17 protein-coding genes are annotated in these 21,665 nt (G+C 71.5%); 5 read left to right on the forward strand and 12 right to left on the reverse strand.

The features are described from left to right. Nucleotides 1–127 precede the first annotated feature (127 nt). The 4 genes from ACH4VX_RS26230 to ACH4VX_RS26245 form a co-directional block, all read right to left on the reverse strand. Nucleotides 128–1,015, reverse strand: a complete 888-nt coding sequence (locus ACH4VX_RS26230) for a FadR/GntR family transcriptional regulator (protein ID WP_398370582.1) — start codon at nucleotides 1,013–1,015, stop codon at nucleotides 128–130. Between the two features lie 163 nt (nucleotides 1,016–1,178). Then, entirely contained in the window at nucleotides 1,179–3,140 is a 1,962-nt protein-coding gene (locus ACH4VX_RS26235; RefSeq protein WP_398370583.1) for an ATP-binding cassette domain-containing protein, read from the reverse strand. 111 nt (nucleotides 3,141–3,251) lie between these two features. Continuing rightward, on the reverse strand, nucleotides 3,252–4,010 hold the full coding sequence (locus ACH4VX_RS26240) for an NUDIX domain-containing protein (RefSeq protein WP_398370584.1): 759 nt from the start codon (nucleotides 4,008–4,010) through the stop codon (nucleotides 3,252–3,254). A 362-nt stretch (nucleotides 4,011–4,372) separates the two neighbouring features. Beyond that, entirely contained in the window at nucleotides 4,373–6,004 is a 1,632-nt protein-coding gene (locus ACH4VX_RS26245; protein WP_398370585.1) for a DUF4192 domain-containing protein, read from the reverse strand. A 141-nt stretch (nucleotides 6,005–6,145) separates the two neighbouring features. On the opposite strand from ACH4VX_RS26245, the gene ACH4VX_RS26250 reads away from it, so the two are divergent. Both ACH4VX_RS26250 and ACH4VX_RS26255 read left to right on the forward strand, forming a co-directional pair. Continuing rightward, the gene (locus ACH4VX_RS26250; protein WP_398370587.1) at nucleotides 6,146–8,311 is read left to right on the forward strand and encodes a RecQ family ATP-dependent DNA helicase; all 2,166 of its coding nucleotides are present in this window, start codon (nucleotides 6,146–6,148) and stop codon (nucleotides 8,309–8,311) included. Nucleotides 8,312–8,524: 213 nt separating this feature from the next. Continuing rightward, complete coding sequence (locus ACH4VX_RS26255) at nucleotides 8,525–9,139, forward strand: hypothetical protein (protein WP_398370589.1); 615 nt, start codon at nucleotides 8,525–8,527, stop codon at nucleotides 9,137–9,139. A gap of 224 nt (nucleotides 9,140–9,363) precedes the next feature. On the opposite strand, the gene ACH4VX_RS26260 is transcribed toward ACH4VX_RS26255, so the two are convergent. The 3 genes from ACH4VX_RS26260 to ACH4VX_RS26270 all read right to left on the reverse strand — a co-directional run bounded on the left by ACH4VX_RS26260 (nucleotide 9,364) and on the right by ACH4VX_RS26270 (nucleotide 11,437). Beyond that, the gene (locus ACH4VX_RS26260) at nucleotides 9,364–9,963 is read right to left on the reverse strand and encodes a hypothetical protein (protein ID WP_398370591.1); all 600 of its coding nucleotides are present in this window, start codon (nucleotides 9,961–9,963) and stop codon (nucleotides 9,364–9,366) included. A 67-nt stretch (nucleotides 9,964–10,030) separates the two neighbouring features. Then, a complete protein-coding gene (locus tag ACH4VX_RS26265; RefSeq protein ID WP_398370593.1) occupies nucleotides 10,031–10,732 on the reverse strand; it encodes a ribonuclease HII in 702 nt (233 codons plus the stop codon). Nucleotides 10,733–10,813: 81 nt separating this feature from the next. Next, the gene (locus ACH4VX_RS26270) at nucleotides 10,814–11,437 is read right to left on the reverse strand and encodes a TetR/AcrR family transcriptional regulator (RefSeq protein ID WP_398370594.1); all 624 of its coding nucleotides are present in this window, start codon (nucleotides 11,435–11,437) and stop codon (nucleotides 10,814–10,816) included. A 183-nt stretch (nucleotides 11,438–11,620) separates the two neighbouring features. On the opposite strand from ACH4VX_RS26270, the gene ACH4VX_RS26275 reads away from it, so the two are divergent. Beyond that, nucleotides 11,621–13,168 (forward strand): MFS transporter, encoded by a 1,548-nt coding sequence (locus tag ACH4VX_RS26275; protein ID WP_398370596.1) that lies wholly within the window; start codon nucleotides 11,621–11,623, stop codon nucleotides 13,166–13,168. Nucleotides 13,169–13,474: 306 nt separating this feature from the next. On the opposite strand, the gene ACH4VX_RS26280 is transcribed toward ACH4VX_RS26275, so the two are convergent. From ACH4VX_RS26280 to ACH4VX_RS26290, 3 genes are all read right to left on the reverse strand, one after another. Continuing rightward, on the reverse strand, nucleotides 13,475–14,383 hold the full coding sequence (locus tag ACH4VX_RS26280; protein WP_398370597.1) for an ADP-ribosylglycohydrolase family protein: 909 nt from the start codon (nucleotides 14,381–14,383) through the stop codon (nucleotides 13,475–13,477). Between the two features lie 31 nt (nucleotides 14,384–14,414). Continuing rightward, entirely contained in the window at nucleotides 14,415–15,074 is a 660-nt protein-coding gene (locus ACH4VX_RS26285) for a histidine phosphatase family protein (protein ID WP_398370599.1), read from the reverse strand. Between the two features lie 118 nt (nucleotides 15,075–15,192). Next, nucleotides 15,193–15,798: a YdbC family protein gene (locus tag ACH4VX_RS26290; protein ID WP_398370601.1), complete on the reverse strand. Its 606-nt coding sequence runs from the start codon at nucleotides 15,796–15,798 to the stop codon at nucleotides 15,193–15,195. 157 nt (nucleotides 15,799–15,955) lie between these two features. On the opposite strand from ACH4VX_RS26290, the gene ACH4VX_RS26295 reads away from it, so the two are divergent. After that, complete coding sequence (locus ACH4VX_RS26295) at nucleotides 15,956–16,489, forward strand: TerD family protein (RefSeq protein WP_398370602.1); 534 nt, start codon at nucleotides 15,956–15,958, stop codon at nucleotides 16,487–16,489. Between the two features lie 88 nt (nucleotides 16,490–16,577). Here ACH4VX_RS26295 and ACH4VX_RS26300 read toward each other — a convergent pair whose 3' ends face one another. After that, nucleotides 16,578–19,478 carry a vitamin B12-dependent ribonucleotide reductase gene (locus tag ACH4VX_RS26300; protein WP_398370604.1) on the reverse strand — a complete coding sequence of 967 codons (2,901 nt, stop codon included), beginning with the start codon at nucleotides 19,476–19,478 and terminating at the stop codon, nucleotides 16,578–16,580. A gap of 165 nt (nucleotides 19,479–19,643) precedes the next feature. Beyond that, nucleotides 19,644–20,201: a transcriptional regulator NrdR gene (gene nrdR, locus ACH4VX_RS26305; RefSeq protein WP_398370606.1), complete on the reverse strand. Its 558-nt coding sequence runs from the start codon at nucleotides 20,199–20,201 to the stop codon at nucleotides 19,644–19,646. A gap of 528 nt (nucleotides 20,202–20,729) precedes the next feature. Here nrdR and lexA point away from each other — a divergent pair. Further along, complete coding sequence (gene lexA, locus ACH4VX_RS26310) at nucleotides 20,730–21,509, forward strand: transcriptional repressor LexA (RefSeq protein ID WP_030227721.1); 780 nt, start codon at nucleotides 20,730–20,732, stop codon at nucleotides 21,507–21,509. The last annotated feature ends 156 nt before the right edge of the window (nucleotides 21,510–21,665 follow it).

Here is a 21,665-nt window from a genome sequence, read left to right on the forward strand (position 1 = left end):
CGTTCTGGGCGTCGGACCCCGCGGGATCGTCAACGATCCCGCGGGGTCCGACGGGGGACGGCTCATCGGTGGGGCGCTGCCACAGGAGGGGGATGGCAGGCCGGACCGCGCCGTCCGCGGAACGCGGTCAGTGCTCGCGCGGGGCGGGCACCACGCGTTCCACCTCTGGGTGGACCGTGAGCAGTTGCCGCATGGCCGCCTCGGCCGCCGCGCCGTCGCCGTCGGCGAGGGCGTCGACGATCCGGCCGTGCTGCACCAGGGACGCCTCGTTCGGCCGCTCACAGCCCGTGACCGGGCCGCCCGAGACCTGCAGTGCGACGGACACGATCCCGGAGAGGTGCTCCAGCATCCGGTTGCCGGCGATCTGGATGAGCAGGGAGTGGAACTCGGCGTCGGCGCGGGCGAAGGTCAGGGCGTCCCCCTGCCCCATGGCGTGGCCCATGATCTCGACCATGTCGGTCAGCCGCTGCTGGACGTCCTCCCGTCCGTGGCCGGCCGCCAGGCAGGCGGCGAGCGGCTCGATCGTCCAGCGCAGCTCGCTGAGCTCACGGCGCTGGCTGTCGCGCTGTGGCCCGAAGGCCCGCCACTCGATGATGTCCGGGTCGAGGAGGTTCCAGTCGCTGACGGGGCGCACGCGCGTGCCGACGTTCGGTCGGGCGCTGACCAGGCCCTTGGCCTCCAGGACGCGGAGCGACTCGCGGACGACGGTGCGGGAGACCTCGAAGCGCTGGCCGATCTCCTCCGGCACCAGCGGGCGGTCGGCGCCGAGGTCCCCGGAAACGATCATCTGACCCAACTGCTGGACGAGTTGGCCGTGCAGCCCGCGGCCGCGGCTGCCCGTGGTCCGCCGGCCCACACGGCCCAGCTCCGGATCCGCGCCGTCCCAGGCAGAGGCCCCGACGCGGTCGACGGCGGGGGCCTCGACGTAGGGGTAGCGGTCGAGTTCGCCCGGGCTCGCGAGGCCGGAGTCTGCGGAGCGGGCGGCGGTCATCATGGTGTGCGCAAGGGTACTCACGCATCCTTTGTCGGCTTCGTTTCCAACTCCCTTGAGGTCTTTGGTGAAAAGCACACGAAAGGGTGATCGCTCACCCCGTCGCAATTGACGCCTTATCGGAAATTAATGGGCTTTTTGCGGGGAGTTACGAGCAGAGACGGGCCGACGTGTTCACGGAAGGTCACTATCTGACTCTGCTCCGCAGACCGGTGAGCAGGTACGCGCACAGCAGCGCCGCCAGCGACAACGTCAGCGCGCCGCCGACGGGTTGGGCGATCAGGCGCAGCACCGCCTCCAGATGGCGCTCGCCGCCGAAGGGCCACCGGAGCGGCACACCGTCCCGCAGCCGTGACGCGAGCGGGGCCGGGGTGCGCGCCGACGGCCCGTCCGTCGCCCTGTGCACGAGCGGCACGACGAGAAGGGGTACGGCGACGACGACCGCGAGACCGGCGGTGGTGGACCGGAACACGCCCGCGGCCAGCACTCCGGCGCAGGCGCACCCGGTCACGAGGCCGAGCCAACCCGCACTCAGCGGCAGCCAGTCGGCGGGAACCTCGACGACCTCCCGTCCGTAGACGAGGTAGAGCAGTTCGGCATCGCACCCGACGGTCAGGACGGCCAGCACCAGCGCGGTGACCGAGGCCACGAGGAGTTTGGCGGTCAGCAGCCCCAGCCGCCGGGGCACGGTGCCGCGGTCCGCCGCCAGCGCGGGGTGGCGGAACTCGTCGCCGAAGGCCAGCGCGCCGAGCAGTCCCGCGCCGAGTGCCGCGGGCGGCAGCGGCAGTTCCCTCGGCCACGCGGCCAGCAGGCGCGGCTGCGGGGTGTGCCCGACCCGCGCCAGCAGTACGGCGGTGAGCGCGGACACGACGAGCACAGCCGCCCCGACGAGGAACCCCGTGCCGACACCCGTGGCGCGGCGGATCTCGTAGCGCAACGGGCGAAGGGGCCTGGGGGCGGGACGGACGGAGACGGGAGGGGGAAGCCCGGCACCGGCACCGGCGTCGCGCGTGCGGGCGGCCCGGCGCGAGCGGGCTCCGGGGACCGGGCGGGCGTCTTCGGCGCCGGACGCGTCCGGCGCCTTCCGGGGCGGGGACACGGATGCGGGGGAGCCTTCGCCGGCCGGGGTGCCGGGGTGGTCCGGATCGCGTGCCGTGCCGTCCGCGGGCGGGGGTGCGCCGGGGTCCGGCCGCGCGGGTTCCCCGGCGTCTCGGACGGCGGCACCGGCCGGGGTCGCCCTCTCGTCCGCCGCCGGTTCGCTCGCCCCGGCGCCGGGGCCCATGTCCCCGACCTCGTCCGCCAGTTGGTGTACGACGATGCCGTGCCGGAACGCGATCTCGCCGACGTCCGCGCAGGTACTGCCGTAGACGCGGAGGCGGTTGCCGCCCTCGTGCACGGCCTCCACGGACCGCCGGGTGGCGCGGGCCTCCTGTGCGAGCAGGGCGGAGAGGCGGGCGGCGTGCGGGCTGCGGACGGCGACGCGGGGACGCAGCCGGGTCCGCGAGAAGTCCGCCGCCTCCTGGTCGGCGACCAGTCTTCCCCGTTCCAGGGTGACCACGTGGTCCGCGATCCGCGCGGCCTCCTTCGGGTCGGCCGTCGTGCACAGCACCGTGCCGCCCTGGGCCGTGTACGCCCGGAGCGTGCCGTACAGCCAACGGTTCTCAGCAGCGGAGAGCCCGCGCGCGGGCTCGTCGAGCACGAGTGTGTGCGGGTCCGGCAGCAGTGCGCAGGCCAGCCCCAGGCGGCGGTCCATGCCGCGCGACAGGGTGCCCAGGCGTTCGTCGCGCAGGCTCACGAGCCCTGCCGTCTCCAGGACTTCGTCGGCCCGGCGGACCGGGACGCCCGCGGCGGCGCACAGCATGCGGAGGTGCCCGCGGACGGTGCGGGCGGGGTGGCCCGGCACATCGCCGAGCAGCACGCCGACCTCGCGGGAGGGATGGGGGATGCGGTGCAGCGGGCGGCCCCTGAAGTAGGTGATGCCACGGCCGCGTTGGAGCTCGAGCATGAGCCGGAGCGCCGTCGTCTTGCCGGCACCCGGCGCTCCGAGCAACGCGGTGACGCGGCCCGCGTGCGCCTCGAAGGAGACGTCGTCGACGGCGGGCGGAAGCTCTTTGCGGGGGCTGCTGGTCAGTCCGGTGGCCTGGATCACCCGATGCAAGATAGCGTGCCATATCGGGTTTTTCGGTCATCTCGCGGCCCGTCGGCGGAGGGGAGGGGTGCCACCCCGCCGGGCCCGTCGGCCTGGTCCGGTCGTCCCGCGTCAGACCTCGGGGCGCAGCATCGGGGGGTTGAGCAGGGTGGCTCCTCCGGCCCGGAAGAGCTGGGCGGGGCGACCGCCCTGCCGGGTGGTCGTGCCGCCGGTGGGGACCAGGAAGCCCGGCGTGCCCGTCACCTTGCGGTGGAAGTTGCGCGGGTCGAGCGCCACGCCCCAGACCGCCTCGTAGACCCGGCGCAGCTCGCCGACGGTGAACTCGGACGGGCAGAAAGCCGTCGCCAGCGACGAGTACTCGATCTTGGAGCGGGCGCGTTCCACCCCGTCCGAGAGGATCTGGGCATGGTCGAAGGCGAGCGGCGCCACCGGCTCACCGTCCCGGCCGTAACCACCCTGCTGCAGCAACTCCTCGACGGGCGCCCAGCGTGCGTTGCTGGCGTCACCGCCCGCCCGGGGTGCGGGCAGATCGGGGGCGAGGGCGAGGTGGGCGACGCTGACGACCCGCATCCGGGGGTCGCGCTCGGGATCGCCGTACGTGGCGAGCTGTTCCAGGTGAGCGCCGTTGTCCTGGGCGGGGACGGCGGGGTCGTGCACCCGCAGCCCTGTCTCCTCGGCCAGTTCCCGGGCCGCCGCCTGCGCCAGATCCTCGTCGGCCCGCACAAAACCGCCGGGGAGTGCCCAGCGTCCCTGGAACGGCGCCTCGCCCCGGCGTACCGCCAGCGCGCACAGGGCATGGCGGCGTACGGTCAGCACGACCAGGTCCACGGTGACGGCGAAGGGCGGAAAGGCTGACGGGTCGTAGGGCATGCGGCGATCATAGTCGTCTGCCTGACGATAAACACTCCCTTCGCCGGCCGTGACGCCGACTGATCCACTTCGGTCCGGCGGGTCCGTCGTCCTGCTCCCCCGCCGCCCGGTGAGGACGTGTCCCGCCAGGTCGGACTCCCAGCCGGAGTCCCTCAGCCGCTTCCCCGACCAGGGTGAGACCGAGCCGGCTGATCCGTACGGCGAAGGTGGCGCCCGCGACGCGCGGTCCCGTCAGGCCCAGCTCACCCAACGGGGCGCTGCGCACCGGTCGCCACGTGTCCGTCCGGGCCGGGGCTGCCACCTGCCCGCCCCGCCCCCGCAAAGGCCGGCGCCGGCCCGATGGGCGCGGCTCCGCCGCCCGCTCACCCCTCCCCGTCGCCGCCCTGGTGACCGGCCTGCGCGCCCGGCTGCGAGGTACCGCGGCGACGCCCCGTGCCCGGACCCGCCGTACCGGGGCGCGCACCGTCGGGACGTGTCCCGCTCTCGTCCACGCCACCCGCCGCGGGGTGCGCGCTCGCCACCGGCGTGCGCGGACGCGGAACCCGCCGTCCCGGTCGGCCGCCCTCCGTGCGGACCCGGCGTGGGAGAGCGCGGCCGGTACCGGCCGCACGCGCGCGACGTCGGCGGGGCAAGGGCGCCGCTTCGGGGCCCGGAACCGCGGGTTCGGCGGCCGGCGGCTCGCAGCCGCCCCGCTGCCGCGGCTCCGGCTCCGGCTCCACGGCCGCCGGCTCATCCGGCGTCGCCCGCTCACGGCCCTCGCGCTCGGACCGCAGGCAGCGGCGGACCGACTCCGGATCGAGTCCCTCGTTGCAGGCCTGGTGCAGAAGCCGGGCGAAGAGGTAGTCGGGGTCGGCGCCCAGGGCCATGGCGAGTGCTTCCCGGGCCTCCAGTTCGTCACCGGTGGACCAGGCGACCCATCCGGCGAGGGTGAGGGGTGCCGCGGCGTGTTCGCCGTACGCTCCGACGCAGCGGCGGGCCAGGGCACGCCACAGGCGAAGGGCCGGGCCCGACTGGTCGTCCTCCATCCACTCGGCCGCGCGGTCGCGGGTCGTGCGGTCCTGCAGGCCGAGGATCAGCGCCGCGGCCTCGTCGTGCCCGAGCAGTTCGTCGTCCCGCAGGTCCGCCGGGAGCATGCCGGGCACGGACGGGGCGTCGGCGAGACGGTCCAGGATCCGCTCGGCCAGCCTCAGTGTCTCCTCGGCGACCTCGTGCCGGCCCTCCGCGTCGAGGATCCTGGGGATCAGTGCCAGGCCGGCGGCGTCCAGGGCGGCCTCCTGTTCCCGGGCGGCGGGGTGCTCCCACGGCTGGAGCCTGGCGCGCAGTTCGCGCAGGGTGCCGCGGACCTGGAGCCCGGCGTAGGTGGCGGCGGCGGCCAGCACCGAGGTGCCGGGCAGGCCCATCGGTGTCCCCTCGGACGGACAGCAGCCCTCGTCGTCGCAGCAGTACGACCAGAAGCGGCCGTCCGAGACGCACAGGGCCTCCACCACCGGGATGTCCAGGGCACCGCACTCCAGGCGCAGTGTGCGGGCGAGCGGACCCAGCCGCTCCTTGACCTGCCGGCCGGATTCACCCCGGCCCGGTTCGTGGCAGAGGAAGACGACCATCTGCTCGGGCCGGGCGCCCCGGCGCTCGCTGCCCGTCACCAGGCCGTGGGCCAGCTGCCGGGCGGCGGAGGGCCAGTCGTCGGGGTTGGCGGGGACACCGAGCCGGGCGCGGCCACCGAACCGGCCCCGTCCGTCCTTGTCGTGCAGAGCGACCAGCACGATGCTGTCCTCGGGACGGTAGCCGAGCAGGTAGGGCAGGGCATCGGCGAGCTCGGCCGGGGAGCGCAGGGTGACCTGCTGTCCGTCGCCATGGCTGTCGTACGCGGTGCAGGTGATGTCCTGCGGACGCGGCGCGCGGTCCTCGTCGCCGCCGGGTGCCCGGGGACCGGTGTCACGCCCGGAGATGTCACCGTTTTCGGGGGATCCAGTGGTTTCGCCGTGGTTCGTCATGCGAAGACGATCTCGCGGATTGCAGCCTTCCGCTTTGCCCTGTGGATAAGTCCGACCAGGGACATGTCACCGACCTCGGGGCCGCGGGGGCCGATCCCGCGCACCCGCCCGCATGTCAGTGGCGTCCTGTTGTATGGACCCATGGAGCACACGAGCAACGAGGATCTCCGTACGGCCGCCGACGTGGTTCTCGCCCGCCTCGTCGGGGACGCCTCGGGCGAGGCCCGGCTGCGCGAGGACCAGTGGCGGGCGATCGAGGCACTGGTCGCCGACAAGCGCCGGGCCCTGGTCGTGCAGCGCACGGGCTGGGGCAAGTCCGCGGTCTACTTCGTGGCCACCTCGCTGCTGCGGGCCCGGGGCAGCGGCCCCACCGTGATCGTCTCCCCGCTGCTGGCGCTCATGCGCAACCAGGTGGAGGCCGCGGCCAGAGCCGGAATCCGCGCCCGGACCATCAACTCCTCCAACAGCGAGGAATGGGACTCCGTCCAGACGGAGATCGCCGCGGGCGACGTCGATGTGCTGCTGGTGAGTCCGGAGCGGCTGAACAACCCGGACTTCCGCGACCAGGTGCTGCCCAGGCTCTCCGCCGCTACCGGGCTCCTGGTGGTCGACGAGGCGCACTGCATCTCCGACTGGGGGCACGACTTCCGCCCGGACTACCGCCGACTGCGCACCATGCTCACCGACCTCCCGGACGGCGTGCCCGTCCTCGCCACCACCGCCACCGCCAACGCCCGTGTCACCGCCGATGTCGCGGAACAGCTGGGTACGGGCGGCTCGTCGGACGCGCTGGTGCTGCGGGGCCCGCTGGACCGGGAGAGTCTGAGCCTGAGCGTGCTGCGCCTGCCGGACGCCGCGCACCGGATGGCCTGGCTCGCCGATCACCTGGACGAGCTCCCGGGCTCGGGGATCGTCTACACACTCACCGTGGCCGCCGCCGAGGAGGTCACCGCCTTCCTGCGGCAGCGCGGGCACACCGTCGCCTCGTACACCGGCAGGACGGAGAACGCCGACCGGCAGCAGGCCGAGGAGGATCTGCTCGCCAACAAGGTGAAGGCGCTGGTCGCCACCTCCGCCCTCGGCATGGGCTTCGACAAACCCGACCTGGGCTTCGTGGTGCATCTCGGCTCACCGTCCTCCCCCATCTCCTACTACCAGCAGGTGGGCCGCGCCGGGCGCGGTGTCCGGCATGCCGAGGTGCTGCTGCTGCCGGGGAAGGAGGACGAGGCGATCTGGGAGTACTTCGCGTCGCTCGCCTTCCCCTCGGAGGACCTGGTGCGCCGTACGCTCGACGTTCTCGCGCGCTCCGACCGGCCCGTGTCGCTGCCGGCCCTCGAGCCGCTGGTGGAGCTGCGCCGCTCCCGTCTGGAGACCATGCTCAAGGTGCTCGACGTGGACGGGGCGGTGCAGCGGGTCAAGGGCGGCTGGATCGCGACCGGGCGGCCGTGGGCGTACGACGCCGAGCGGTACGCGTGGGTGGCGCGCCAGCGCAGGACCGAACAGCAGGCGATGCGCGAGTACGCGGCGAGCACGGACTGCCGGATGGAGTTCCTGCAGCGCCAGTTGGACGACGAGGGCGCCAAGCCCTGCGGACGCTGCGACAACTGCGCGGGCGCGCGGTACACCCCCGAGGCCTCCTCGACCGCCCTCGAGGCGGCCCGCGTGGATCTCGGCCGGGCGGGCGTCGAGGTGGAGCCCCGGCGGATGTGGCCCACTGGGCTTCCGGCGATCGGCATGGACCTCAAGGGGCGTATTCCGGCGGGAGAACAGGCCGCTCGGGGTATGGCGTTGGGGCGTCTGTCGGACATCGGCTGGGGCAACCGGCTGCGTCCGATGTTCGCGCCGCAGGCACCGGACGGGCCGGTGCCCGACGATGTCGCCCGGGCCGTGGTGGGTGTACTGGCCGACTGGGCCAAGGGGCCCGGCGGCTGGGCTCCGGGGGCGGCGGACCCCCAGCCCCGGCCGGTGGGGGTGGTCACCCTCGCCTCCCGCAGCCGGCCCCGTCTGGTCCACTCGCTCGGGGCACGCATCGCGGAGATCGGGCGGCTGCCGCTGCTGGGGGCGGTGGCCTACACGGGTGAGGCGCACTCCGCCTCGCGGAGCAACAGCGCCCAGCGCCTCAAGGCCCTCGACGGGGCGCTGGCCGTGCCCGCCGACCTCGCCGCCGCGCTCGCCGAGGCGCGGGGACCGGTTCTCCTCGTGGACGACTACACGGAGACGGGCTGGACCCTCGCGGTCGCGGCGCGCCTGCTCCGGCGGGCCGGTGCACAGGGCGTGCTGCCGCTGGTGCTGGCCGTACAGGGTTGAGGGTTCGGCCCACCCAACGGGTGGGGATATTAGCCGTAGAACATCCGATACCGGGCCGCTGCCTCAATTGCTCGTTGCCGCATCCAAGTTCGACAGGAAGAATTGAAGGACGCACCCGCACGGCTCGCCCGCCGATCAGGTAGGGCTCTGTTGCGTGCGCGCTCCCCCGAATCCGACCCTGCCCGCAGTCCGGGCGTAGCCGAAGGGAGGACCGTGACCTTCGGATTCGCTCCGTCCTCGGCGGCATCGCTGTCGACGTCCGCCGCTTCCGCCAACCGTGTGCTCGAACCTGCGGAGTGGGCCGCCGCGGGAATCCCGCTGCTGGGCAGCCCGCGGGAGGTCGTCAGCGGACTGCACGTCCGGCACCGTCCCGGACCGGCGACCGCGGTCGTCGCCGTGCTCGATCCGGACGAACGTGTGCGTGCGAGCGCGTCGTTCACCCGGCGTACCACCTCCGCGGACGGCTGGTTGCTCCGCAACGTGCTGCTGGACCAGTTGCGCCGGGTGATCCCGCACGACCTGCGCCGCCGCACCCCGGTGCGCACCGCCGTGCTGCTCTACTGCCGTGACGGCGACGCGCGTTGGACGGAGGAGGACGGTGCGTGGATGTGGGGACTGCGGGACGCCTGCACCCTGCACGGGCTGCGCTGCGGGGCGTACATCACACTGACCCGTGACGGATGGCAGGTCCTCGGCGAGGGGCGCGGCGGCCGCCACCCCAGCGCCGGCTCGGCGCCGGAACCGTTCGCCACGTCCGCGGCACCGCCCCGGATACCGCGCACGGGTGGGGCCGCTTCGGAGGTTCTGCGCCGCGCGGCGGCACGCTGACGTCACGGAGACGCCGCCCGGGTGTCCGGGCATCACAGGGTGGCGTGGGAGGCGGTCCGCACAACGGGCACGGCACGTCCGCACGACGCCGGGCCCGGCCCGGTACCGAGGCGGCAGAGGCGCAAGAGCATCGGCCCCTCCGGTCCCGGGCACGCCGAGTCCCCGATCGTGCGGACGCCGCGACCGCGGCACCTCGGCGTCCGGCAGGACGCCGAGGTGCCGGCTCAGACGCCCGCGCCCAGCACCGAGTTGATGCGCTGCGGGTCGCCGCAGACGATCAGCAGGGCGCCGGCCCGGGCGCGCGCCACCGACAGGGCGGAAACGGCCACGGATTCCGGGCCTCCGTTGACGGCGACCACGACGACGGGGCGCGCACCGGCACGCTCGGCGACCTTGGCGTCCGCGTAGAAGACGTCGTCACCGGTGTCGTGCTGGGCCCAGTAGGAGGCTTCACCGAAGGACAGTTCGTGGGTGGCCCACGGGTGCGGGTCACCGGTGGTGATCACCAGCACGTCGCCGGGGGCGCGGCCCGAGTCCAGCAGCAGGTCCACGGCCTCTTCGGCGGCGTCGAGCGCCCCCTGGACCGAGGCCGGGATCAGCTGGAGCTGCGGGGTGGCCGCCGCGGGCGCGGGCGGGCCCGGGGGGACGGGCGTGGCCGCGTCGCGCGACGCGCGTTGCACCGGCGGCGCGGGCCGCGGCGGGCCGGGACGACCGGGACGCGACGGAGCCGCGGGGCGGGGACCGGGTACGGGGCGGGGGGTCGGCGCGATGCGGGGACCCTGGGCACTCTCGTGAATCTGAGGCTCCTCGGGAATGAGAGGCATGAGCTGATTTTTATCAAACATTGGTACGGCTCGCGCCGCCGGGTGGCACATGAGTGCGAGCGGTCCGTCAGAAGTCGAAGCCGAGCTGACCCTCGATTTCCGGAACGCGCCCTTCCGTCCAGCTGCGGACCTTCTTGAGGTGCCGCCACTGGGGCAGCGCATCAAGATACGCCCACGACAACCGGTGGTACGGGGTGGGTCCCCGAACCTCCAGTGCGGCCTTGTGCACGGGCGACGGATACCCGGCGTTGTCCGCGAAACCGAAGTCTGCATGGTCGACGCCCAGTTCGGCCATCATTTTGTCGCGCTGAACCTTGGCGATCACCGAGGCCGCCGCGACGGCCACGCACGACTGGTCGCCCTTGATGACCGTACGGACCTTCCAGGGCGCGCCGAGATAGTCGTGCTTGCCGTCGAGGATCACCGCGTCCGGCCGGACCGGAAGCTCGCCCAGCGCACGCCCTGCCGCCAGCCGCAGCGCGGCCGTCATCCCCAGGGCGTCGATCTCCTCGGGGGAGGCGTGCCCCAGGGCGTACGACGTCACCCAGCTCCGCAGTGTCCCGGCGAGCTCGGTGCGCCGCCTGACGGTGAGGAGCTTGGAGTCGGTGAGGCCCTCCGGGGGCCGGCGGAGTCCGGTGATCGCCGCGCAGACGGTGACAGGGCCGGCCCACGCGCCGCGCCCCACCTCGTCGACACCTGCAACGATCTTCGCCCCGGTCGTGGCGCGCAGAGAGCGCTCGACGGTGTGAGTAGGTGGTTCGTACGGCATGGCGCCCTTAGCGTACGCCGCCCGCAACGGCCCGCGACACCCCGGTCCCCGAGCGGCGCCGGCGGCTCGCCGAAACCGCGGTCAGGAGCCGTCCGGCCGCAGCAGCGGAACCATCAACTGGTCGATCATCTCCTCCAGATCGGCGTCCGGCCATTCACTGCCGCACATCTTCGAGCGATACATCATCATCGCCGGAACGGCGTCGAAGACATATCCGTTCGCCGCGTCGGCACGCACCTCTCCCCGCTCTATTCCACGTTCGATCACGGCGCGCAGCATCTTGATGGTGGGTTCCACGACCCCGTCGAGGATGACGGCGTGGAAGCGCTCGGCCTGGAGCGTGTCGCATTCGTGAATGACCGAGCGCAGAGCGCAACCCGGTTGGGAGAACATCGCGTCGCGCGCTCGCAGGCACAGGTGCAGCAGGTCCTCGCGCACGCCGCCCAGGTCCGGTGCGGCGTCGAACTGCGGCAGCCCGGCCCGCAGCGCGTCCGCGACCAGATCCTCCTTGGACGGCCAGCGCCGGTAGACGGCGGCCTTTCCGGTCTGGGCGCCCGCGGCGACGCCCTCCATCGTCAGGCCGTTCCAGCCGACCGTACTGAGCTGCTCCAGGGCGGCATCGAGGATCGCGCGTTCCAGTACGGCACCACGGCGGCGGGAGGCGGCCGTCCGGTCCTGGGCGGCCACCCAGCTCGAAGAAACCATCTGACTCTCCAGCGAGCAGAGGAAGCGGACATTCGGGGATGAAGCGCGTGCCGCACGGCGACTGAGGGGGACACGCCGAGTGGCAACGCATTAAGTGAACGCTTGCGTTCACTGTCGGGGACTCATACGGTTGGCGCAACAGTGAACGCGAGCGTTCACTGACGCACTCGTGGGGGACCCATAGTGACAACCTCTCCTTTGATCCGGAACCAGAAGCCAGGTGCGGCCCGCCGGGACGGACGTCCCGGCATCGCGCTCACCGTCATCGCGGCCTGCCAGCTCATGGTGGTACTCGACTCGACGATTGTGAACATCGCGCTGCCGCACATCCAGAATGCTCTCGAGTTCAGCACCACCGACCTCACCTGGGTGATCAGCGCCTACACCCTGACCTTCGGCGGCCTGCTGCTTCTCGGCGGCCGGGCCGGCGACATCCTCGGCCGGCGCCGTGTCTTCATGACCGGCATCCTGCTGTTCACCTTCGCCTCGCTGCTCGGCGGATTCGCCCAGGAACCGTGGCAGCTGCTGGCCGCGCGCGTCCTGCAGGGTGTGGGCGGCGCCATCGCCTCGCCCACCTCGCTGGCGCTCATCACCACCACGTTCCCGGAAGGACCCGAACGCAATCGGGCCTTCGGCATCTTCGCCGCGGTCTCCGCGGGCGGCGGCGCCATCGGCCTGCTCGCGGGCGGCATGCTCACCGAGTGGCTCGACTGGCGGTGGGTGCTCTTCGTCAATGTGCCGATCGGCCTGCTGATCGTCGTCCTCACACCGATGTACATCAACGAGTCCGAGCGGCACACCGGCCGTTTCGACATAGCGGGCGCGGCGACCTCGACGGCCGGTATGGCCTCTCTCGTCTACGGCTTCATCCGCGCGGCGGAGGAAGGCTGGCGGGACGGTCTGACCATCGGCTCCTTCGTGGCCGCCGCGGTCCTGCTGGTGGCCTTCGTGCTGATCGAGTCCCGGGCCAAGGAGCCGATCACCCCGCTGCGGATGTTCACCGACCGCAACCGCGCGGGCACATATGTGATCATGCTCAGCCTGGCCGCGGCGATGTTCGGCATGTTCTTCTACATCGTCCTCTTCGTGCAGAACGTGCTCGGATACACCCCGATCGAGGCCGGTCTCGCCTTCCTGCCGGTGACGGTCGTGATCGCGCTCGGGGCCGGTCTGTCGCAGCGGTTCCTTCCCGTGTTCGGTCCCAAGCCGTTCATGCTCGTCGGGTCGGCGCTCGCCGCGATCGGACTGGCCTGGCAGACGCTGATCAGCTCCGACAGCTCGTATGTCAGCGGCATCCTCGGCCCCATGCTGGTCTTCGGCTTCGGCATGGGACTGAACTTCGTGACGCTGACGCTCACCGCGGTCTCCGGGGTGGCCCAGCACGAGGCCGGCGCCGCGTCCGGGCTGCTCAACGCGACCCAGCAGGTGGGCGGGTCGGTGGGACTGGCCCTCCTGACGACGGTGTTCGGCACGGCCAGCAAGGACGAGGCGGAGAAGCAGGTCCCCGGCTTCCTCGCCGAAGGGACGGCGGAGCAGAAGGCGGAGTTCGCCCAGACGCACCAACTGCCCGCTCCCTGGGGCCACGAGGTGCTCACCGAGGGCATCTCCACGGCCTTCGTCCCGGCTGCCGCGATGGCCGTACTCGCCCTGGCCACCGCATGGTTCGTCATCCGGGTCCGCAAGAGCGACCTGGAGGCACTGTCCGGCTCGGCCGGACCGGGCGTGGGCTGAGAAGGGGACACCGCGGGTCCGGCCCGGCAGCTCGCCGGCCGACGTCTTCGGACCCGGCCGGCGAACGCCGGGCCGGCCCGTACCCGTCAGGGCGAGCAGAACCCCGAGCAACGCCTTCATGACCACCACCACGGCCCCTCCTCCCACACACCACTGCCGCACGACAGGCGCATCTACACGTGTCAGGCCTCATGCCTCACACAGCGGATGTCTCGACAACGGACGGACGGTCACGGAGAGTTCCCGGGATGTACAGAGAGTTCTGAACTTCACCCTCAGGGCCGAGGGAGCAGCCGGTCCCCGCCCTCAGACCTCGGTCCGCATCCAGTCCGGCAGGGGCTCGACCCGGTCGGCCCATTCGGCGGGCGGTACCCCCGCCTTCTCGGCGGCGACCACGCCGCCCACGATCGCACAGGTCGTGTCGACGTCCCCGCCCACCTGCGCGGTCGTCCAGAACGCCCGCTCGTAGTCGCCCAGAGCCCGGGCCGCCGACCAGAGCGCGAAGGGCACGGTGTCATGCGCCGTCGTACGCCGTCCGCAGCCGAGCACGGCCGCGACGGTGGCCGCGTCGCCGTAGTCGAGCATGTCCCGGGCCCGGCGCAGTCCCGCGCCGACCGCGCTCCTCGCGGGCACCAGCGCGACGACCCCGTCGAGGAGGGCTTCCGAGCCGGGCGGCCCGCCGGGCGAGGCGACCAGCGCCGCCGCCGCCGCGACGGCCATGGCACCGACCACGGCCTCACGATGCTGATGTGTGGGGTAGGCGGAGATCTCGGCCTGATGGGTGGCCTGTTCCGGGTCGTCCGCGTACCAGGCGCCCAACGGCGCGATCCGCATCGCGGCGCCGTTGCCCCACGACCCCTGCCCGTCGAAGAGCGTGGCCGCGAGTTCCCGCCAGTCACCGCCCTCGCGGACCAACCGCAGCAGCCGGTTGACAGCGGGCCCGTAGCCCCGGTCGAAATCGTGGTGCGTGGCGAAGGACAGGGCGAGGGCGTCCTGGTCGATCCGGTGGTGCGTGGCCAGGACGGAGACGACGGAGCACGCCATCTCCGTGTCGTCCGTCCACTGCCAGGGTCCTGGCGGCAGTTCGCGGCGCTTGAGCAGCGGGTAGTTCACCGGCACGAAGAACTGGGAGCCGAGCGCGTCCCCCACGGACACGCCGCGCAGGCTGGCCAGGGCGCGGTCCAGGCGCCCGGCGGGAGAGGAATCAGCGGTCATCGCCCTGCCACTCTATCCGGTGACCCTCTGTCTATCCGGTGATCCCGTAGGGTTCCGGCTTCCGCCAGCGTCCGAAGGGCCGGTCGAGGGTGTACTTGCCGTTCTCCCCCAGAACGAGCATGCGCATCTCGGCGTTCCCCGGGTTCGACAGCGACTCGAACTCCGCCACGGTCCAGTGGAACCACCGCATGCAGAACAGCCGCATGGCCAGCCCGTGGGTGACGATCAGGACGTTCGGGGGGTGGTCCGGGGCCTCGAAGCTGCGGAACAGGCTCTCCAGGAAGCCGCCGACCCGGTCGTAGACGTCGGCTCCGGACTCCCCCTGGGCGAACCGGTAGAAGAAGTGCCCGTAGGCGTCCCGGTAGGCCTTCTGCAGTCGCACGTCCTCGCGCTCCTGCCAGTTGCCCCAGTCCTGCTCGCGCAGCCTCGGCTCCTCGCGCACGCGTATCCGCCCCGGGTCGAGCCGGAAGGCGCTCAGCGTCTGGTGCGTGCGGCGGTAGGGGGAGACGTAGACGCTGACGCGCTCACGGCCGAAGAGTTCCCGCAACCGCTCACCCGTCTCCTCCGCCTGCAGTCTGCCCTGCCCGGTCAGGGCCAGGGCGTGATCGGGTTCGCGCTCATAAACGGAGTCATCAACATTGCCCGTTGATTCGCCGTGTCGGACAAGGACGATGCGCCGTGGTCGTGCCATGCCAAGACCCTAGATCGAGTGACGGCCGGACGAGCACTCGCGCGGGCCCCATACGGCGTAGGTCACACAGGTCCCGCACCCCACGTCACGCCGGCGCGCACCGTTCCGCGTCCGGACATCAAACCGTCCAGGCCGGTTCCATCTCCACGATGTCCCCCGCGAGGGCCGCGACGTCGGCCTCCGTCTGCGCCCTCAGCGCGAGGCGCTCCACCCGTTCGGTGCGGTACTTGCCGTGCTCGGCGGCCGACCGCCACATCGACAGCACCAGGAACTCGTGCCCGGGCGCCTCTCCGAACAGTCCCCGGACCATGCCGGGCGAGCCGGCCATCGCCGGGTTCCAGACCTTCTCCTGCATCAGCACGAAGTGCTCCGACCGCTCCTCGTGTACGCGGCACAGCGCCACCCTGAGCAGGTCGGCGTCCGTGAAACGCGGTTCGAAGCCGGTCTTCACGTCGAAGCGGTGGTCGAAGAGCCTGACCCGGGCGTCCTTGAACGTGCCCGACTGGGCCGAGGCGAGCCGGTCGTGTGAGCGGGCCATGAACGAGTCGTAGAAGGCGCGGCTCTCCCAGAAGGAGAAGATGTGCGCCATGTCCGGCCGCCCCCGGCTCCAGCCTCCGCCCTGTCCGCGAAACCCCGGCTCCCCCAGAAGCCCCGCCCACTTCCGCTGCCCCCGCTCGAACCCGCGACGGTCCACCACGGTGCAGCGAATCCACTTGACCAGCACCGCGCCATCGTAAGGCCAGGGAGGGTGGCGCCGGTCACCCTCGGAGTGACTGCTTACCGGCGTCCGCCCCCACGCGCGTGGCAGGATGGACAATCTGTCGGGAACGCCCGGCAGTTGGGGTGAGCCGGCAGGACGGTCACGGGGAAGGGGAAGACTGGTGAACGGCCTCAACAAGGGCATCCGCAAGGTCGAGATCGCGCTGAGGTGGGACCCCAGCCCGTCGGGGCAGCCCACCACCGACCTGGATCTCGTCGCCGCGCCCTATCCGGCGGGCGAGACGCACGGCGCTCCCGCCTACGTCGTGCACTTCGACAGTCGCTCCCCCGACGGCACCATCACGCTCAACCGGGACAGCCAGGACGGCAAGGGCTTCGGCTACGACGAGGTCATGACGCTGGAGCTGGACCGGCTCGACCGGCGGTACGCGCGCGTGGTGGTCGGCGTCGTCATACAGCAGCACCAGGGGCGTCGGACGTTCTCCGGGGTGGGCAGCCCCGGTCTGCGCATCCGCGAGGGCTACACCGTGCTGGCCGAGGACGACTTCGGCGGTGTCCTCGGAGCCACGGCGGCGACGGTCGCGGAGTTCGTCCGGAACGGGTCGGGCGCCTGGGAGTTCCGTCCCGGTGTCCAGGGATTCGAGGGCGACCCGGCGACCTTCACCCGTGCGATGGGGACGTCGCGCCGGGCCTGACCCACGGGAGCACCGAGGGCGGTGGCGCCGGAACTCCGGCACCACCGCCCTCGGTCGTTCCTTCACACCCGGGCAGCGCCCGGACGCGTCAGCTGCAACCGCTGGTCGAGCCGCAGCCCTCGCAGATGTAGCAGGAACCGGCGCGCTGCATCTTCGTACCGCAGGAGAAGCACAGCGGAGCGTCGGCCTGGATGCCCAGCTGCATCTCGACCAGCTCGGCGCTGGTGTGAGCCTGCTTCGGGGCGGGCTCGGCCACCTCGACCTCGGCCTTCGGCGTGGCGACCGCCTTCAGCTCCTGGGTCCGCGGCGCCGACTGGGCCAGGCCCTCGACGTCGACCTCGGCATCGTCGATGGACTGCTCGTACGAACCGGTCTCCAGGTGACGCTGACGCTCCTCGGCGGAGTGGATGCCGAGCGCGGAGCGCGTCTCGAAGGGCAGGAAGTCCAGCGCCAGGCGGCGGAAGATGTAGTCGACGATCGACTGCGCCATCCGCACGTCCGGGTCGTCCGTCATACCGGCCGGCTCGAAGCGCATGTTGGTGAACTTCGAGACGTACGTCTCCAGCGGCACGCCGTACTGGAGACCCACCGAGACGGCGATGGAGAAGGCGTCCATCATGCCCGCGAGCGTCGAACCCTGCTTCGACATCTTCAGGAAGACCTCGCCGAGACCGTCGTCCGGGTAGGAGTTGGCGGTCATGTAGCCCTCGGCGCCGCCGACCGTGAAGGAGGTGGTGATGCCGGGACGGCCCTTCGGGAGGCGCTTGCGGACCGGGCGGTACTCGACCACCTTCTCGACCGCGGCCCGGATCGTCTCCTCGGCCTTCTCGGTGACCTCGGCCTTCTCCTTCTCCTTGGTCTTCGCGGAGAGCGGCTGGCCGACCTTGCAGTTGTCGCGGTAGATCGCGAGCGCCTTGACGCCGAGCTTCCAGGCCTCGAAGTAGATCTCCTCGACCTCCTCGACGGTCGCCGTCTCCGGCATGTTGACCGTCTTGGAGATGGCGCCGGAGATCCACGGCTGGATCGCGGCCATCATGCGGACGTGGCCCATCGGGGAGATGGCGCGCTCGCCCATGGCGCAGTCGAACACCTCGTAGTGCTCCTGCTTGAGACCGGGGGCGTCGATCACATTGCCGTGGTCGGCGATGTGGGCGACGATCGCCTCGATCTGCTCCTCCTGGTAGCCCAGGCGGCGCAGGGCCTGCGGGACGGTGCCGTTGACGATCTGCATCGAGCCGCCGCCGACCAGCTTCTTGAACTTCACCAGCGCCAGGTCGGGCTCGACACCGGTGGTGTCGCAGGACATCGCCAGACCGATGGTGCCGGTCGGGGCGAGCACGGACGCCTGGGCGTTGCGGAAGCCGTTCCTGTCGCCGAGGCGGACCACGTCCTGCCAGGCCTCGGTGGCGGCGGCCCACACCGGGCTGTCCAGGTCGTCCATGCGTACGGCGGTGCCGTTGGCGTCGGCGTGCTGCTTCATGACGCGCTTGTGGGCGTCGGCGTTGCGGGCGTAGCCGTCGTAGGGGCCGACGATCGCGGCGAGTTCGGCGGAGCGCCGGTACGCCGTGCCCGTCATCAGGGAGGTGATGGCACCGGCGAGGGCGCGGCCGCCGTCGGAGTCGTAGGCGTGGCCGGTCGCCATCAGCAGGGCGCCGAGGTTGGCGTAGCCGATGCCGAGCTGGCGGAAGGCGCGGGTGTTCTCGCCGATCTTCTGGGTCGGGAAGTCCGCGAAGCAGATCGAGATGTCCATCGCAGTAATGACCAGCTCGACGACCTTCTGGAAGCGGTCGGCTTCGAAGGACTGGTTGCCCTGGCTGTCGTCCTTGAGGAACTTCATCAGGTTCAGCGAGGCCAGGTTGCAGGACGTGTTGTCCAGGTGCATGTACTCGCTGCACGGGTTCGACGCGGTGATCCGGCCGGACTCGGGGCAGGTGTGCCAGTTGTTGATGACACCGTCGTACTGGATGCCCGGGTCGGCGCAGGCCCACGCGGCCTCGGCGAGCCGGCGGAAGAGCGCCTTGGCGTCGACCTCCTCGATGACCTCGCCGGTCATCCGGGCGCGCAGGCCGAACTTGCCGCCCTGCTCGACCGCCTGCATGAACTCGTCGTTGACGCGGACCGAGTTGTTGGCGTTCTGGTACTGGACGGAGGCGATGTCGTCGCCGCCCAGGTCCATGTCGAAGCCCGCGTCGCGCAGGACGCGGATCTTCTCCTCTTCCTTGACCTTGGTCTCGATGAAGTCCTCGATGTCCGGGTGGTCCACGTCGAGGACGACCATCTTGGCCGCGCGGCGGGTGGCACCACCGGACTTGATCGTGCCGGCGGAGGCGTCGGCTCCGCGCATGAAGGAGACCGGGCCGGAGGCGTTGCCGCCGGAGGACAGCAGTTCCTTGGAGGAGCGGATCCGGGAGAGGTTCAGGCCGGCACCGGAGCCGCCCTTGAAGATCATGCCCTCTTCCTTGTACCAGTCGAGGATCGACTCCATGGAGTCGTCGACGGACAGGATGAAGCAGGCGGAGACCTGCTGCGGCTGGGGCGTGCCCACGTTGAACCACACGGGGCTGTTGAAGCTGAAGATCTGGTGCAGGAGGGCGTACGCCAGCTCGTGCTCGAAGATCTCGGCGTCGGCGGGCGAGGCGAAGTACTTGTGGTCCTCACCGGCCTTCCGGTACGTCCTCACGATGCGGTCGATCAGCTGCCTGAGGCCGGTCTCGCGCTGCGGGGTGCCCACGGCGCCCCGGAAGTACTTGCTGGTGACGATGTTGACCGCGTTCACCGACCAGAAGTCGGGGAACTCGACGCCGCGTTGCTCGAAGTTGACCGAGCCGTCGCGCCAGTTGGTCATGACGACGTCACGGCGCTCCCAGGCCACCTCGTCGTACGGGTGGACTCCCGGAGTGGTGTGGATGCGCTCCACCCGCAGTCCCTTTCCGGCCTTGTTGCTCTTGGCTCGAGGACTCCGTGCCGGACCGCTCGCCGTCTCTGTCATGCCGCCTCCCTGTACGGGCGAAAACGCCCTGAAGTGCCCCGATTGTTCCCGTGGCACGGTGTTCTGTCTGATGCTGCGGGCACCCACTCGTCCGCCCGCAGCAGGTCTTCTCGTCGCCGGCGCCCGGCCGGTCCCCGCATCTGGCGTGCCGGGCCGGCCCGCCGGTCAGCCGGCGGCGGGAGCGGGTTCGGGGGCCTGGGCGGTCCCGCCGGACCCGCTGTCGTCTTCCTGGCCCCCCGGGTCGGCTCCCTCGCCGTCCCCGTCGTCCGCGGCGGACCGCTCCGCCCGCCTGAGTTCCGCGATCGCGGCCTCGAAGTCCTCCAGCGAATCGAACGCCCGGTAGACGGACGCGAACCGCAGATAGGCGACGAGGTCGAGTTCCTGCAACGGGCCGAGAATGGCCAGCCCCACGTCGTGGGTGGTCAGCTCGGCGCTTCCGGTGGCCCGCACCGCCTCCTCGACACGCTGCCCGAGCTGGGCGAGGGCGTCCTCGGTGACGGGTCGCCCCTGGCACGCCTTGCGCACACCGTTGATGACCTTGGTGCGGCTGAAGGGCTCGGTGACTCCGGACCGCTTGACCACCATGAGCGAACACGTCTCCACGGTCGTGAAACGACGGGAGCAGTCCGGACACTGGCGGCGCCTGCGGATCGACGTGCCGTCGTCGGTCGTACGGCTGTCGACGACACGGCTGTCGGGGTGCCTGCAGAAGGGGCAGTGCATGAACTCCCAACCCTCCTCACAGCAGACTCAATAGCCTCACGAGGCCTGTCGGGCCTCACGAAGCAGCACCAGCATAGGCGATCACGGAGGGCTCGAAGACCCGGGGGACCACAACTTCTGGGCTGCTGCCGCAATCCAACCACTAGATGTGGGGATTGGCTCACACATCCACGCCCTGCACGCGTGTCGCGCACGTCAGGGCGGGCAGGACACGCCGGAGGTCTCGCGACGGGGGATGCCGTGCCGGAGGCGGGGAGGGGGCGTGCGACTCCCGAAGAGAGGGAGGGCCGCTTCACGCGCCACGGGACACCCGATGGCAGACTGAGGCCCACGACCGCGAGGTCATCGCCTCGGCGGTGAAGAGTACAACAATTGGCCCGTTTGTCCGACAGGGGGCGCGGCGACCAATACACCTCGACAAGAGATTGCGTACAGAAATTCGCAATTTTTCACTCGAACGTGTGTTTGGCGCAACCTTTCGAAAGCAACTACCGTTGTGCTGCAGGGAGACCATCGAGAGGGGCCGACGTGACCACCACCGCAGACAGTGCCGCCATCACTGCCCAGGACCGCCCCCAGGGCCGGATCGAGCCGGTGCATGCGATGAACGAAGCCACGAATCCCGAGGGGCACAAGCGTTCCCTGCCGGGCCGACCTCCCGGCATCCGGGCGGACAGCTCCGGACTCACCGACCGCCAGCGCCGGGTGATCGAGGTCATCAGGGACTCGGTGCAGCGCCGCGGCTACCCGCCGTCGATGCGCGAGATCGGCCAGGCGGTCGGTCTCTCCAGCACGTCCTCCGTGGCCCACCAGCTGATGGCCCTGGAGCGCAAGGGATTCCTGCGCCGCGACCCGCACCGCCCACGCGCCTACGAGGTGCGCGGCTCCGACCAGGCCGCCTCCGTGCAGCCCACGGACACCGCCGGCAAGCCGGCCGCGTCCTACGTGCCGCTGGTCGGCCGTATCGCCGCCGGTGGCCCGATCCTCGCCGAGGAGTCCGTCGAGGACGTCTTCCCCCTGCCCCGGCAGCTCGTCGGTGACGGTGAGCTGTTCGTGCTGAAGGTCGTGGGTGACTCCATGATCGAGGCCGCCATCTGTGACGGCGACTGGGTGACGGTCCGCCGCCAGCCGGTCGCCGAGAACGGGGACATCGTCGCGGCCATGCTCGACGGCGAGGCGACCGTCAAGCGCTTCAAGCGGGAGGACGGCCATGTCTGGTTGCTCCCGCACAACGCGGCCTACGAGCCGATCCCGGGCGACGACGCGACCATTCTGGGCAAGGTCGTGGCCGTTCTGCGGCGCGTCTGAGCACGGCGCGGGGCGGCCCGGACGCCGCCGCCCCGCCCCTGACCGGGCCCCGGAACCCCTGCGCCGGTTCCGGGGTCCTGCCTTTGCGCCTGAACCGGCGCCGCTCTCACGGACCTGGTCGATGACCGTCGTGGTCGCTCAATCGACGGTTGCGGT

The sequence above is a fragment of the Streptomyces sp. NPDC020731 genome (assembly GCF_044334705.1).
Classification (GTDB): Bacteria; Actinomycetota; Actinomycetes; order Streptomycetales; family Streptomycetaceae; genus Streptomyces.